Origin of the sequence: Legionella nagasakiensis, assembly GCF_900639915.1 — a bacterium.
Classification (GTDB): domain Bacteria; phylum Pseudomonadota; class Gammaproteobacteria; order Legionellales; family Legionellaceae; genus Legionella_A; species Legionella_A nagasakiensis.
The window spans coordinates 306164-319500 of sequence record NZ_CAAAID010000001.1; the positions used below are offsets into that span (position 1 = coordinate 306164).

Sequence of the window (13337 nt, forward strand, 5' to 3'; positions counted from 1 at the left end):
AAATAAATAGACTTAATTATAGATTATGAAGTTTGATTCTATTCGTATTGTTTTGGTAGCGACGTCACATCCAGGTAATATTGGTGCTGCGGCACGTGCAATGAAAACGATGGGATTACACCGGCTTTATTTGGTTTCACCTAAATCATTTCCAGACTTGCGGGCCTATGAAATGGCGGCTGGTGCTGATGATGTATTGCATAATGCGGTGGTGACTCATTCACTCCTGGATGCCCTGGCAGATTGTCAATTGGTTTTGGCAACCAGCGCGCGGCCTCGTGATATCGCTTTACAGGGACTAACGCCAAGAATGCAAGCAGCACTTATTAGTGAAACGCCAGACCATGTGGAAATAGCCATTGTATTTGGACGTGAACATGCAGGTTTAACGAATGAGGAATTGTTATATTGCCATTACCATATACAGATTCCTAGTAATCCTGACTATGGTTCTCTTAATCTTGCCCAGGCCGTACAAATTATTGCTTACGAAATAAGAATGGCATTGATTGCGCCTAGAGCCCAAGTTGATATGGGTAATGAAAGTCAGGCAACCATGAAGGAAGTTGAGCAATTTTATGCTCATTTACAAGACGTTCTAGTAGCGATTGATTTTCTTAAGTTATCCAACCCAAAGCGTTTATTACAACGATTGCGACGGATGTTTAACCGCATCAAACTTGAACGTATGGAAGTAAATATTTTGCGTGGCATATTGACGCATATTCAATATGCTATGAATAAAGGAAAGGATCAATGAAAGAGACAGGAATTTACATGAGTAAACAACCCATTTATTTGGATTATATGGCTACTACACCCGTTGACCCCTACGTGGTTGAGCAAATGATTAAATATCTTGGACCTGATGGGCATTTTGGTAATCCTTCCTCTAAAACTCATAGTTATGGGCAGACAGCGGCCAAGGCAGTAGAACGAGCACGGATGCAAATAGCGGATGTGATCGGTGCATCGCCCGAAGAAATTGTATTCACTTCAGGTGCAACAGAGGCGGATAATTTGGCCATTTTGGGTGCAGCTCGGTTTTATCAACGGAAGGGCCGCCATGTGATAACCATGGTGACGGAACATAAAGCGGTGTTGGATAGCTTCCATCAATTAGAGCGTGAAGGATTCCAAGTGACTTATCTCAACCCTCAGGAAAATGGGTTGTTGGATATGAATATTTTGGAACAATCACTGCGTAGCGATACAATTTTAGTTTCAGTGATGCATGTTAATAATGAAATTGGAGTGATCCAGGACATAGAGGCCATTGGCACACTCTTACAGGGTAAGGGTATTATTTTTCATGTTGATGCGGCGCAAAGTGCTGGGAAACTTGAACTGAATTTACAGAATATGGCCGTTGATCTAATGTCTTTTTCTGCTCATAAGAATTATGGTCCCAAAGGAGTTGGAGCATTATATGTTAGGCACAAACCGCGAATACGATTACAACCATTGAGTTATGGCGGTGGACATGAGGGTGGCATGCGTTCTGGTACATTACCTACGCATCAAATTGTAGGAATGGGAGAAGCATTTATTTTGTCAGAGAAGCTTAGGGAAAATGAGCAGTCTCGCCTCTTGCATCTGAGAGAACAATTGTGGCAGGGGATTAAACATTTACCAGGGATTCGATTGAATGGCCACAGTCAACAACGAATTGCTGGTAATCTCAACATTAGTTTTGAGAGGATTGACAGTGAATCTCTGTTAGTGGCATTGAGTGATCTTGCTGTATCCACCACTTCTGCTTGCTCGTCTGCGAGTTCGCAACCTTCCTACGTCTTACGGGCATTGGGTCTTAGTGAAGAATTGGCTTATAGTTCTATTAGACTGTCCCTTGGTCGATTTACTACTGAAGAACACGTCAGACATGCCATCACTGTAATATGTAAAGGAATTACTGCATTACACGAAAAACATCAGTTTGAGGTATAATAACCTCTATTCGGGGTTATAATAAGTACATGAGTTGATTTTGAGAGACCGATTAATGAGTGAAGTCATTCAGCATACAAATAGTTCTAAGCAAGGCATTGATTTAACAGAAGCTGCTATGAAGCATGTGCTGTCTTATTTAACGAAACAAGACAGCAAAGGGATTCGGTTGTCTGTTAAAAAAACGGGTTGTTCCGGTTTATCTTATGTTATAGATTACATCAGCTCGCCCGTAGCAGAAGATATTGTTTTGCCGCTTGTTGATGATTATGTCGTGTGTATTGATAAGGGAAGCTATCCATATCTTAAAGGGATGCAAATTGATTATGTCAAGCAAGGCTTAAACCATAAATTTGTGTTTCATAATCCAAATCAAACAGGCCAGTGTGGTTGTGGTGAGAGTTTTACAGTAGATTAGCCATTTTTGTCATAGGATAACTTTCTGTAGATCGCTTTCGCAGCTCAATTGCATTCCATCAAAAGAGCGGTTCCATACCCTCATGGGATTTTGTGTAATATTACCATTTCTCTGTGCATTCCTCTTATCTGCTGTGATTTTTGCAAGAATCCTGCTGCATTTTGGATATTAAATATGCAATTTTAAGTAAAAAAACACTTAAGCTTCACTTAATAAATGAATATCATTAAAACAATGTTTACACTCTTTGAGACATTTGTTATTATATGAATCATGATGTTCGGTCCATGGATATTGATCGGATGCAGTAAATTATCTAATAGAACGATTGATAGAATAGATTGGAGAAAAAAATGAGTGCAGTAATGCAAGATGTTCAACAAAATGAAGCATTATCACAGCAAGTGGTTCATGCCGTGAAAGGTTATTTGAATGCGGTAACCAGTAAAGATGCCAATTTGAATTTATACCAACTTATTGTGGAAGAAGTTGAAGCGCCTCTTTTTCGCACAGTGATGGAAATGACGCGTTACAATCAATCAAAGGCAGCTCGTGTACTAGGTGTTAGTCGTGGTACGTTGCGCACGAAGCTGAAACGCTATTTTGATGATGAGTTTATTGGAACTCGTGAATTTTAATATGGCCTTGTGCTAACCACTCTGCTATTATTAATTACAAAGTCGGTCAGGCAATCGCTCTTTGCTATTGCAAAGGGAGGAAAGTCCGGGCTCCATAGGGCGGAGTGCCAGGTAACGCCTGGGAGATGTAAGTCTACGGAAAGTGCCACAGAAAATATACCGCCTGTATTTTGCAGGTAAGGGTGAAAAGGTGCGGTAAGAGCGCACCGCGCGATTGGTAACAATCGTGGCAGGGAAAACCCCACTTGGAGCAAGACCAAATAGGAATCTAGATGATCCGTGCAGATCATGACACATGGCCCGTGTGGGATTCGGGTAGGTCGCTTGAGGTAAACGGTGACGTTTATCCCAGATGAATGATTGCCCACGACAGAACCCGGCTTATCGACCGACTTTTTTTTATCTTTACTTGATTCTTGTTTTATCTCCCCTTACGATCGCGCTTTCACTTACGTAGGCTGGCATCATGATGCTTTGTATTGATGTAGGTAATTCCCATATCTATGGAGGGGTATTTGCAGGCGGGGAGATACGCTTGCGTTTTCGCCATACCTCTAAAATGAGCACCTCCGATGAACTTGGAATTTTCCTTAAAAGCGTTTTACGGGAGAATCAATGTTCTCCGGAATCAATCAGCAACATTGGAATATGTTCTGTCGTTCCTCAGTTAGATTATTCGTTGCGCGCTGCTTGTGTTAAGTATTTTGATATTGAACCATTTTTCCTGCAAGCAGGTGTAAAGACAGGCTTGAATATTCAATATCGTAATCCATTGGAAGTTGGCGCAGATAGAATTGCTAATGCCATTGCAGCCACCCATCATTTTCCGGGCAAAAATCTCATTATTATTGATTATGGAACAGCGACAACTTTTTGTGTGCTTAATGCTAAAAAGGTGTACTTAGGCGGGGCTATTTTGCCCGGTGTGCGTTTGGCCGTAGATGCTTTGGCAAATAACACCGCAAAATTGCCATCCGTAGAAATTGTAAAGACGGACCAAGTCGTTGGCCGTTCCACCATTGAAAGCATCCAGGCAGGCGTATTCTATGGTGCTTTGGGTTCTTGTCGCGAGTTAATCCACCGAATCAAACAAGAAGTATTTCCTACCCAGCAGGTACTGGTGTTAGCAACTGGAGGATTCGCTTCGTTATTTGATAAACATGAGCTTTATGATCATCTTGCGTCTGATCTGGTATTAGAAGGTGTCCGCATTGCAGTTGGAATGAATAATAATAATAGCCTGACTTAAAAATCCCTCCTAACCTCCCTTTAAATAAAGGGAGGGATATACCATGTGCCAACCATCTCTCCAAAATAAATCGCCCAAATGGCTTTTAAAGATCATAGTGAATAATATATGATCATCAAGGGATAAGTTCAGCCATTTGTTCTGACTTTTTGAAAAAAAAATAGCGTTTTTAACTTGACGCTAGCGAAAATGTATTCCTATAGTGTAGAAAAGTGGTTTAAAATAACTAAAAAGTGGAGAATTGTGGGGAGGTATTTCCTCACAAGATAAAAATCATGTTTCGTGGAATCAATGCAATCAGTATTGATACAAAAGGACGTCTTGCGGTTCCTATACGTTATCGAGAAGCGTTGGGGCAAGATCGTGCTTCGTTGGTAGTGACCATTGATACTGAAGAAACATGTTTGCTGCTGTACCCTGCAGGACAATGGCAGGTGATTGAAGACAACTTGCAGCGTCTGCCAAGTTTTAATGCAGCTGCTCGTCGGATTCAGCGCTTGTTGATTGGTCATGCAACTGATGTGGAGTTGGATAGTAACGGGCGTATTCTGTTGCCGCCTTTATTGCGAGATTACGCCCAACTAAACAAACGAGTGGTTATGATTGGTCAGGGTAATAAATTTGAAATTTGGGATGAACTAATATGGCAATCAAGGCGAGAGCAATGGTTGGCTGAAGAAGCATCCAGAGAAGATGGCTTGCCGGATGAGATGAAAACGTTTTCTCTGTAACCAAACCCCAAACGAGGGTTGTGGAGAATATTTATGGCTACACATCGATCTGTTTTGTTGCAGGAATCAATTGAAGGCCTCGCAATTAAGGCGGATGGTGTCTATGTGGATGGAACATTTGGGCGCGGTGGTCATAGTCGTCTTATTTTAACGCATTTAAATAAAACCGGAAAATTACTTGCCATTGATAAGGATCCAGAAGCAATTGCTTATGCAAAACAGCATTTTGGTCAGGATGAACGATTCAAAATTTTTAATGAATCTTTTGCAAGTTTAAGTGACATTGCCCGAAAATGCAGTGTCTATGGCCAAATTGATGGTATTTTGCTTGATTTAGGAGTCTCTTCTCCTCAGTTAGATAATGCTGAGCGTGGTTTCAGTTTTATGCAGCAGGGTCCTCTGGATATGCGTATGGATAGCAGCCAGGAGATGGATGCGACACGTTTTATAAATCAAACGGAAGAAGAAGCGATGGCCTCTGTTTTCAAACAGTATGGTGAAGAACGTTATGCGCGTCGTATTGCTCATGCCATTGTTCGTGCGCGAGAGCAAAATCCTATATTGACGACACAGACTTTAGCGGAAATTGTCAAGGAGGCAAACCCTAAATGGGAAAAACATAAACACCCTGCAACTCGAGTTTTCCAGGCGATTCGTATTTACATTAATCGGGAGTTAGCCGACTTGCAGGACTTTCTAAAACAATGCATGGACAGCCTGGCGGTGGGTGGCCGATTAGTCATTATCAGTTTTCATTCACTTGAAGATCGCATTGTTAAGCAGTTTATGCGTGATGCAGAACGTGGTGTGCAGCCCCCGCGGGGAGTTCCTTTTAAGGCTTCTGAAATAGTAACGAATTTTAGGCGTGTTGGCAAAGCAATTAAACCGAGTGATGAAGAAATCAAGAACAACGTTCGAGCCCGAAGTGCTGTACTTAGGATAGGAGAAAAAATAGCATGAACGCTGCAGCGAGAATGATTCACCAAAGCAATATATTTAGTGGACAATTTGCTGATATCCGTTTGTCCAGAATGTTTTGTTTTCAGGTTTTCTTGTTGATTTCCGTATTCGCCAGTGCGTTGGCTGTTGTCTATGTAACCAATCAGCATCGCATGACGTTTAGTCAATTACAATACGCTGAACAAAGAGAGCATGAATTGCAATTGCAATGGGGCCAATTGCTGCTTGAGCAGGCAAGTCTTGCGACACCGGCAAGAGTACAACAGCTTGCTCAGGAAAAATTTAAAATGTCGTTACCTGTAGACAGGCAAGTTATTATGCTACGGGTCAAATGAGTAACAAAAATCATCAAATAAGATTATGGATGGTGTCGTTTTTTTTTATATTTCTTCTGACGGCACTGCTTTGGCGCATGTATAATCTTACCGTCGAGAATAGACAGTTTCTGCAGAGCCAAGGAGACGCTCGCAGCTTACGGACTGTTAAAATCCCTGCCTATCGCGGCATGATTACGGATAGACAAGGTGCTCCCTTAGCAGTGAGTACCCCGGTAAAGTCATTGTGGGTGAATCCCAAAATCTTTAATCCAAGCAAACAGCAATTGGCTGATTTAGCACGTTTATTGCAATTGCCAGCTAAGTCATTGATGCCTCGTATCACGCAGACAAACAATCGTGAATTTATTTATTTAAAACGACAGCTAACTCCCATGCTGGCTAAAGAAATTGAATTGCTAGCCATCCCTGGCGTTTATTTTGAGGAGGAATTTAAACGATATTATCCACAGGCGGAAAGCACGGCGCAATTAATTGGATTTACGGACATTGATGATCAAGGCATTGAAGGGCTTGAATTAGCCTATCAGCCGTGGTTGATGGGAATCAATGGCAAGAAAAGAGTTTTGAAAGATAGGATAGGTCGTATTATTGAGGAACTGGATGTTATCAAAGAACCTCGCCCCGGCCATGAATTACGGCTTAGTATTGACCGCCGTATTCAATATTTTGCCTATCATGAATTGCAAGATACCATCACTAAGTTTTCTGCGAAATCAGGATCAATTGTTGTATTAGACACTCAGAATGGCGAAGTTCTGGCGATTGCAAATGCTCCGTCATTTAATCCCAACGTACGTGAACATTATCCGACAGAATGGTATCGCAATAAAGCGATTACTGATGTATTTGAGCCAGGGTCGGTTATGAAGCCTTTTAGTATTGCAAGTGCACTTGAAAGTGGTCATTTTACTGCCGATAGCATGATTGATACTCGACCAAGCTGGATGATGGTACACGGCCATGCCATTCGTGATATAAGAAATTACGGCCTGTTGGATGTAACCGGCATTTTGCAGCATTCCAGTAACGTTGGTGTCAGTAAAATGGTGTTAGCCAGTCCACCTGAGCAGTTAATAGGCTTGCTGACACGATGTGGCATTGGCCAGCGGACTGAAAGCGGTTATCCAGGTGAGAGTGACGGAACAATCGTTAAAGTAGCTGATGCAAATCCATTTGTACTTGCTACTTTAGGATTTGGTTATGGAATGTCGATGACAACCTTGCAGCTCGCAAAAAGCTATTTGATTTTTGCAAATCAAGGCCGACTTATGCCAGTTCGTTTATTGCATTATGAAAAGCCTAATGAAAGTGTTCAAGTGATTAATTCTACTACAGCGAATCAAGTATTAGCGATGATGGAAGCTGTCGTTGACATTGATGGTACCGGTAAAAGAGCCAAAATTCCTGGGTATCGTGTTGCTGGCAAGACTGGTACAGCACGGATTGCTGGTAAACATGGGTATGAAGCGGAACGTCATATTGCCAGTTTTGTGGGAATTGCTCCAGCTTCCCAGCCAAGATTAATTGTTGCTGTGGTCATTAATGAACCTTCTCGCGTGAGCTATTATGGGGGAGCTGTGGCCGCACCTCTTTTTGCCAAGGTCATGGGCACGGCCTTACGTATTCTGGACATACAACCCGATAAACCAATATGAGGAGAGGAATGTAATGAATCTTGCCAAGTTGCTTCATTCATGGTTTCCTGAACTCATTTCAGATTGTGACATTTCCGGGTTACACAATGACAGTCGCCAAGTAAAGCCAGGCTATTTGTTTCTGGCTTATCCGGGAGCGGCAGCGGATGGTCGCCTATTTATGCGTCAAGCTGTTGCGGCTGGTGCCGTGGCAATTATTTATGAACCTGAATTATTACCTGAGGCTTGTTTACCGATGCCCGATGTTCCCTGTCTTCCTATGCCTGGATTAGGGAAAAGGCTAGCGGCTCTTGCTAATTCTTTTTACGAATATCCTTCACGTGATTTGGCTGTGACGGGAGTGACTGGTACGAATGGTAAAACAACCATTGCTTATCAATTAGCACAAGCCTACGAGCTTTTAGAACAACGAGCGGCTTATATTGGTACACTAGGGGAGGGAACAATCCAAACATTAAATCCATTGGCAAATACAACGCCGGATGGATTATGTTTACAACAATTGCTACATCGATATAGAAGCGAGGGTCTGCATCAGGTATGCATGGAAGTTTCTTCGCATGCCCTAAGCCAGAAGCGGGTGGATCAGATTGATTTTGTGCATGCTATTTATACAAACTTAAGTCATGAGCATCTTGATTATCATCATACGATGGAAGCTTATGCGGTGGCAAAAAGTGAGTTATTTGCGTTGGCTACCCTGAAATCGGCGGTTATCAATCTGGATGATGTGTATGCATCTTATATGGCTAAAAGATTGAATGCAACCTGCCAGAAAATAACGTATGGGTTGTATTCTGATTGCGATGTACGTGCGATACATATACAAACCAGTCGAATTGGCAGTGAGTTTGAGGTCGTTTCTCCTTGGGGAACCTATCCTCTGCAAATTAATACGTTGGGACAGTTTAATATCTATAATAGTCTTGCTGTATTCACCACTTTATTGATGAATGGCTATGATCCAACTAAATTAGTGCCAATCATGGCAAAATTACAAGCAGCGCCTGGGCGCATGGAAGTTATCTGCCAAGAACCATGCATTATTGTTGATTATGCGCATACACCAGACGCGTTGGATAATGTACTTTCAACGTTAAATCAATTAAAGGCAGGGCGCTTAATGGTTGTATTTGGCTGCGGTGGCGATCGAGATAAGGCAAAGCGCCCAATCATGGGACGTATTGCAAGCCAACATGCGGATTTATCCATTGTAACCAGTGATAATCCTCGTACTGAAGATCCTCTACAGATCATTGCTGACATCAGTCAAGGATTGCTTTCGTCTCGAGCCGTTTTAAAAATAGTTGACCGCAAACAAGCCATTGAGAAAGCGATTAGCCTTGCTGATAAGGAAGATATTATTTTAATTGCGGGAAAAGGGCATGAGGCATACCAGCAAATTGGCCATGAACGATTTGATTTTTCAGATCAGAATATTGTACGGGACTTGATGGAGCATTGATAACGCTTGCTATAGCGAAGGGGCTGTATTAACTGGTTCTGTTACTAATGGCGTGTTTCCTTCAGAAAGCGCTATTGTATTCATTATTAATAGTCCTTGCTTTGCACTTTGAGGGATCCATGAGGCAGTATTTTTCTGTCCATCTATTTGTGATTTTATTAATGTTCTTAATTTTTCTACTTGATGATAAGAAGCTACTGAAGCAGGTGAAAATTGTTGATCATATATTACCCGCCTATACATTCCTGGCCCGCTTGCCTGCATGACTGATTGTTTATAAGCTTCTGTCCAAAAATCAAGGGAGCGTCCTTCTTTTATTTTTTTCTCAATTTCAGCTCTTAAAGCGATTAAAGGATTTCTTGTGGTTCGTTGCCTTTTTACATTTTTTATCATTTGATCTAATTGCTTTTCATCATCCTCCGCTCTCTTCATTTGCATATTATTTAGAATATTCTCTAATCCTTCACCACGATACATTTGTACTATTCCAGCCTGTAAGCACTTAATAAAATCAAGTTCGGCAGCTTTTACTCCAGAGGCAATAATAATGACATCATTACAATAACGACCCTTATAGCTTATTGTGGGAATAAGAACAGCAGCAGGAATGTCTTCATGACCACTTTCAGAAAGTAACGTGTTTGAAAAATCTAGAAGTACGTCAAAATCAGTGTAAATTCCTTGTTTATAACAGGGGCTTAATAGGCGTATAATGTCACTGGCTGCGGCCGGGTTTCCGCCATGACTAAAACTCCTCAATTCCAATCGGGCATATTCAAATAATTCTTGTTCATTTTCATCAAGTTTTTCAATAAAATCTGGTGAGTCAATATCGAGAAATTCAATATGGAGAGAAAGATTACAAAAATCATTTTCATGATATGAGGTTTGTAGTGTGTTTAATTTTTTTCTTCCTTCCTCATCTAAAATAGAACTGCTAAACACTAAAGTAAATTTCCTTTGGGGATTCTCTATTCCTAATGTTATAAGTTGATCAGCAATAGTTGGAGTTACGACTTCTTGAGGGTTTGTAGAAAACCAGATTTTTACCCAGTTTTTATTATTCATTTTAAATTTTTGATCAAAAAACATTTGGCATGGCACTATAAAAAATGAGGTTTATTTTGAACTTAATTGTAAAAAAGTGTTTTTATTATTCTTGCATTTTTTTCACTTGAGTGAAGCAAGAAAATAATAAAATAACTGTTCAATAAGCATTTTTTATTTTTCAATGGCAATCCGATCATCAAATACAAAGCATGTTCCTTCCCAGAGAGATTCTTTTTCTGGTATTTTGTCCAGATAATTCAAGATGCCGCCATCCAGTTGATATATTTCCTGAAATCCTAACTCTTTCAGATACGCAGTGGACTTTTCACAACGTATTCCTCCTGTGCAAAACATGGCAATTTTCTTGTCTTTTTTATCCATTAAATGCGTCTTAACGTATTCAGGAAATTCGCGAAAATTGTCTGTGCATGGATTAATTGCCTGTTTAAAGGTTCCAAGCTTGACTTCATAGTCATTACGAGTATCAATCACTAAGACGTTGGGGTCGGAAATCAGTTGATTCCATTGTTCAGGAGAGATATGAATACCGGAAGATTTAAGCGGTGAGACGCCTTCAACACCCATGGTTACAATTTCTTTACGGAACTTTACCTTGGCCTTATCAAATGGCATTAAATCGTCATGAGTTTCTTTAAACCATAAATCATGAAAGCGGCTGTCGCTTTTTAAATAATGATATAAATAGTCAATGTTATTCCGTGTTCCGGCGACACTGCCATTAATGCCTTCTTTAGCCAGAATAATGGTTCCCAGCAAGTTGTTGGCATTCATGACTTGTAAGATGGGTTTTTTCAACGATTCATATTCAACGAGTTCAACAAATTTGTAAAAGGAGGCAATAACGTATTTTTTCATGTTTCACCTAAGTTATTTTTAATTCATGATAACTTAAACCAGCAATTTTCCCGAGCTTTTCTTCCATACCCTGCGGTCTGTTCACAGGGTCCAAGTCGTCACTTCAGCGAAGATCTCAGACGAGCCGAGGAGGGTAGGGAGAGCCGTTACAATTCGCAATTATACTACATTGCTAGTACGGGTACAGGAGAAGCCAACGTTTCTTCAGGATTTATGATTCGTTGATGCTGTCTTCTGATGCGACTAAACGAATGATGAATATTATCAACCTGGTAGACTCGAGGAGGAGATGGTGCTGACTCATGAGCTGGTAAAAGGGTCTCTAAATCTTCTTTTATTTCTGAGGAAACCTGAAGAAAATTTTCTGTTATGTTCATATGTTTCTGATTAATTTGTGCTTCGTAGTCTTTTTTTAAGTCCTGTAATTCTTTTTTAATTGTTAACACTTCATCTAGTTTGCGTGCGGTATCAGTTTTAAAGATGGACGATATTTTTGCAAACAAATTGGATAACCAGACCCAAAAACCATTATGTTTGGCAACAAATGAATCAATGTAATTATTTAATGCATTTATCTCATGGAGTTTTTGTTGATTTCGATTCATCATGGCTCTTAATTCCTGGTATTCTTTTACCAAATCTTTAAGGGTGCTGGTGGAAATACGCAATTGTTTTAAGCCAGGAATACTCACAGTCTCAAGTAATAATGTGACTTCTTCTTTAGCAGGAAGTCGATGAGTTAAATGAGCAGATACTGTTTTAATATCGTTATTGATCGCTTGAAGCTGTCTATTTAATTCCAGTTGACGTGCTTGTGCTAACGCCATGAGTTCTTCTTTAAATTGACTGTCAGCAGTAGATGGAGCATATTGCTGAACGGTTCTTTTTATAAATGCTGGAGCAAAGGCACGAAATGCAATGGTGGGAAGAAAAGTAATTGTACTTACGCCATATTGAATTCCACTTTTAATTTTCCCTGCTGCATCAGGATGCTCAAGTTGCGCTTGTCTTGCCTCCCACAGCCTTCTTATTTCTGGTACGGAATTCTCTATAAGATTGTCGTAGCTTTTTCTGTGAGCTGCGACTAATTCTAATGCATATTGTCTACCAACAATTTTTTCATCATTTTCTTCAAGCGCTCTGAGTAACAGGCTTGCATGATTTAATTGTTCATTGAATCTGGTTCGATTTTCTCTAAGTGTTATTAAACGGGCGAAATTGGCTTCATCTTCCTCAAGTGCTTGATGTAGTCGCTCTAGCCTCTCTTCTTCTGGCTGCTCTTCCTGGATGAGTGCAAAGTATGAAGCATTAAAATGCCTTATCAGTGGATTTAATTCCGCCAGGATGTCTTCCTCTTGTTTCCTGATCAGTTCATCAAGGTTTGTACTGGCAGCAGCCGTTTTGTCGAGGAGTGTTTGCAAAGCAGCCCGCATTTCATCCACGTTAATATCATAACTGGTTTTAAGTATATGCTTTAGTGTATCGTCTAACGTAGCATTACGAAGTTCGGTGATTTTTAATGCGGCGTATAATGCGCGACATAAATTTTTTGCCTGGTTTTTGTTGTTGCTGTCTAGTGCGTAGCGTTCCAGCCAAAGAGAAATATTCGCAATGACTTTATCAATTCGAGTTTTTGGGTTATTGGTTGGGGTAGTATAGAGATGGCCTATATCGGCTCCTATTTCTGCAAGCAGTAATTTTTCCTCTTCGCTGATTTCTTTCTGGCGATATCCTTCAATCACCAATTTTGCATAGAGAACGGCTCCTTGTAAGCGTTTTGGGCCAAAAGAAATAAAGTGTGGCGAGCTAGCGCTCCTGAGCTCTTCTTGAATCTCAATCAGTTTTTTTCCATTAACATAATCGTTAATTAAAAGAGTGGTTGCTAGATGGTCTTCTTCCTCAGCAGCACTTGCGCTTCGCCAGGCTACAAATTGTGCGCGCAAATGTTCGTTTTTTAGAATATCTACCATAACCAAACCTCTATGCTCTTAAAGTAGAAGAGAGTTTTTT

Annotated in this window: 13 protein-coding genes and 1 other RNA gene; 11 read left to right on the plus strand and 3 right to left on the minus strand. The window is 40.6% G+C overall.

Features of this window, described 5'->3' with window-relative positions:
• Nucleotides 1-25: 25 nt before the first annotated feature.
• The 11 genes from E1O52_RS01385 (at nt 26) to E1O52_RS01435 (ending at nt 9401) form a co-directional block, all read left to right on the plus strand.
• Nucleotides 26-760, plus strand: a complete 735-nt coding sequence (locus E1O52_RS01385; protein WP_133126919.1) for an RNA methyltransferase — start codon at nt 26-28, stop codon at nt 758-760.
• Nucleotides 761-777: 17 nt separating this feature from the next.
• Nucleotides 778-1947, plus strand: a complete 1170-nt coding sequence (locus E1O52_RS01390) for an IscS subfamily cysteine desulfurase (RefSeq protein WP_133126920.1) — start codon at nt 778-780, stop codon at nt 1945-1947.
• 55 nt (nt 1948-2002) lie between these two features.
• Nucleotides 2003-2365 (plus strand): HesB/IscA family protein, encoded by a 363-nt coding sequence (locus E1O52_RS01395; RefSeq protein WP_133126921.1) that lies wholly within the window; start codon nt 2003-2005, stop codon nt 2363-2365.
• Between the two features lie 353 nt (nt 2366-2718).
• Nucleotides 2719-3003, plus strand: coding sequence for a helix-turn-helix domain-containing protein (locus E1O52_RS01400; protein WP_133126922.1), 285 nt, complete (start codon nt 2719-2721; stop codon nt 3001-3003).
• A 38-nt stretch (nt 3004-3041) separates the two neighbouring features.
• Nucleotides 3042-3403: RNase P RNA component class A (gene rnpB / locus E1O52_RS01405), an RNA gene on the plus strand.
• Nucleotides 3404-3469: 66 nt separating this feature from the next.
• A complete protein-coding gene (locus tag E1O52_RS01410) occupies nt 3470-4252 on the plus strand; it encodes a type III pantothenate kinase (protein WP_133126923.1) in 783 nt (260 codons plus the stop codon).
• A gap of 275 nt (nt 4253-4527) precedes the next feature.
• Nucleotides 4528-4983 (plus strand): division/cell wall cluster transcriptional repressor MraZ, encoded by a 456-nt coding sequence (gene mraZ / locus E1O52_RS01415; RefSeq protein ID WP_133126924.1) that lies wholly within the window; start codon nt 4528-4530, stop codon nt 4981-4983.
• Between the two features lie 33 nt (nt 4984-5016).
• Nucleotides 5017-5943: a 16S rRNA (cytosine(1402)-N(4))-methyltransferase RsmH gene (rsmH, locus tag E1O52_RS01420; RefSeq protein ID WP_133126925.1), complete on the plus strand. Its 927-nt coding sequence runs from the start codon at nt 5017-5019 to the stop codon at nt 5941-5943.
• Nucleotides 5940-6278 (plus strand): cell division protein FtsL, encoded by a 339-nt coding sequence (gene ftsL, locus E1O52_RS01425; RefSeq protein ID WP_133126926.1) that lies wholly within the window; start codon nt 5940-5942, stop codon nt 6276-6278. The genes rsmH and ftsL overlap by 4 nt, the downstream gene beginning before the upstream one ends.
• The gene (locus E1O52_RS01430; protein WP_133126927.1) at nt 6275-7936 is read left to right on the plus strand and encodes a peptidoglycan D,D-transpeptidase FtsI family protein; all 1662 of its coding nucleotides are present in this window, start codon (nt 6275-6277) and stop codon (nt 7934-7936) included. Before ftsL ends, E1O52_RS01430 begins: the two co-directional genes overlap by 4 nt.
• 13 nt (nt 7937-7949) lie before the next feature.
• Entirely contained in the window at nt 7950-9401 is a 1452-nt protein-coding gene (locus tag E1O52_RS01435; RefSeq protein WP_133126928.1) for a UDP-N-acetylmuramoyl-L-alanyl-D-glutamate--2,6-diaminopimelate ligase, read from the plus strand.
• A gap of 9 nt (nt 9402-9410) precedes the next feature.
• Here the strand turns inward: E1O52_RS01435 and E1O52_RS01440 are convergent, their stop codons facing one another.
• From E1O52_RS01440 to E1O52_RS01450, 3 genes are all read right to left on the minus strand, one after another.
• Nucleotides 9411-10493: a glycosyltransferase family 88 protein gene (locus tag E1O52_RS01440; RefSeq protein ID WP_133126929.1), complete on the minus strand. Its 1083-nt coding sequence runs from the start codon at nt 10491-10493 to the stop codon at nt 9411-9413.
• Nucleotides 10494-10622: 129 nt separating this feature from the next.
• Nucleotides 10623-11327: an oxygen-dependent tRNA uridine(34) hydroxylase TrhO gene (gene trhO, locus E1O52_RS01445; RefSeq protein ID WP_133126930.1), complete on the minus strand. Its 705-nt coding sequence runs from the start codon at nt 11325-11327 to the stop codon at nt 10623-10625.
• 164 nt (nt 11328-11491) lie between these two features.
• Nucleotides 11492-13297: a hypothetical protein gene (locus tag E1O52_RS01450; RefSeq protein ID WP_133126931.1), complete on the minus strand. Its 1806-nt coding sequence runs from the start codon at nt 13295-13297 to the stop codon at nt 11492-11494.
• Nucleotides 13298-13337: the final 40 nt, after the last annotated feature.

What these genes read in the sequence shown, in the direction of transcription:
- E1O52_RS01435 (WP_133126928.1), top strand. Translation starts at nt 7,950, where the DNA reads ATGAATCTTGCCAAGTTGCTTCATTCATGGTTTCCTGAACTCATTTCA.
- E1O52_RS01450 (WP_133126931.1), bottom strand. Translation starts at nt 13,297, where the DNA reads ATGGTAGATATTCTAAAAAACGAACATTTGCGCGCACAATTTGTAGCC.
- E1O52_RS01440 (WP_133126929.1), bottom strand. Translation starts at nt 10,493, where the DNA reads ATGTTTTTTGATCAAAAATTTAAAATGAATAATAAAAACTGGGTAAAA.
- E1O52_RS01400 (WP_133126922.1), top strand. Translation starts at nt 2,719, where the DNA reads ATGAGTGCAGTAATGCAAGATGTTCAACAAAATGAAGCATTATCACAG.
- E1O52_RS01395 (WP_133126921.1), top strand. Translation starts at nt 2,003, where the DNA reads ATGAGTGAAGTCATTCAGCATACAAATAGTTCTAAGCAAGGCATTGAT.
- E1O52_RS01430 (WP_133126927.1), top strand. Translation starts at nt 6,275, where the DNA reads ATGAGTAACAAAAATCATCAAATAAGATTATGGATGGTGTCGTTTTTT.
- mraZ (WP_133126924.1), top strand. Translation starts at nt 4,528, where the DNA reads ATGTTTCGTGGAATCAATGCAATCAGTATTGATACAAAAGGACGTCTT.
- ftsL (WP_133126926.1), top strand. Translation starts at nt 5,940, where the DNA reads ATGAACGCTGCAGCGAGAATGATTCACCAAAGCAATATATTTAGTGGA.
- E1O52_RS01385 (WP_133126919.1), top strand. Translation starts at nt 26, where the DNA reads ATGAAGTTTGATTCTATTCGTATTGTTTTGGTAGCGACGTCACATCCA.
- E1O52_RS01390 (WP_133126920.1), top strand. Translation starts at nt 778, where the DNA reads ATGAGTAAACAACCCATTTATTTGGATTATATGGCTACTACACCCGTT.
- trhO (WP_133126930.1), bottom strand. Translation starts at nt 11,327, where the DNA reads ATGAAAAAATACGTTATTGCCTCCTTTTACAAATTTGTTGAACTCGTT.
- rsmH (WP_133126925.1), top strand. Translation starts at nt 5,017, where the DNA reads ATGGCTACACATCGATCTGTTTTGTTGCAGGAATCAATTGAAGGCCTC.
- E1O52_RS01410 (WP_133126923.1), top strand. Translation starts at nt 3,470, where the DNA reads ATGATGCTTTGTATTGATGTAGGTAATTCCCATATCTATGGAGGGGTA.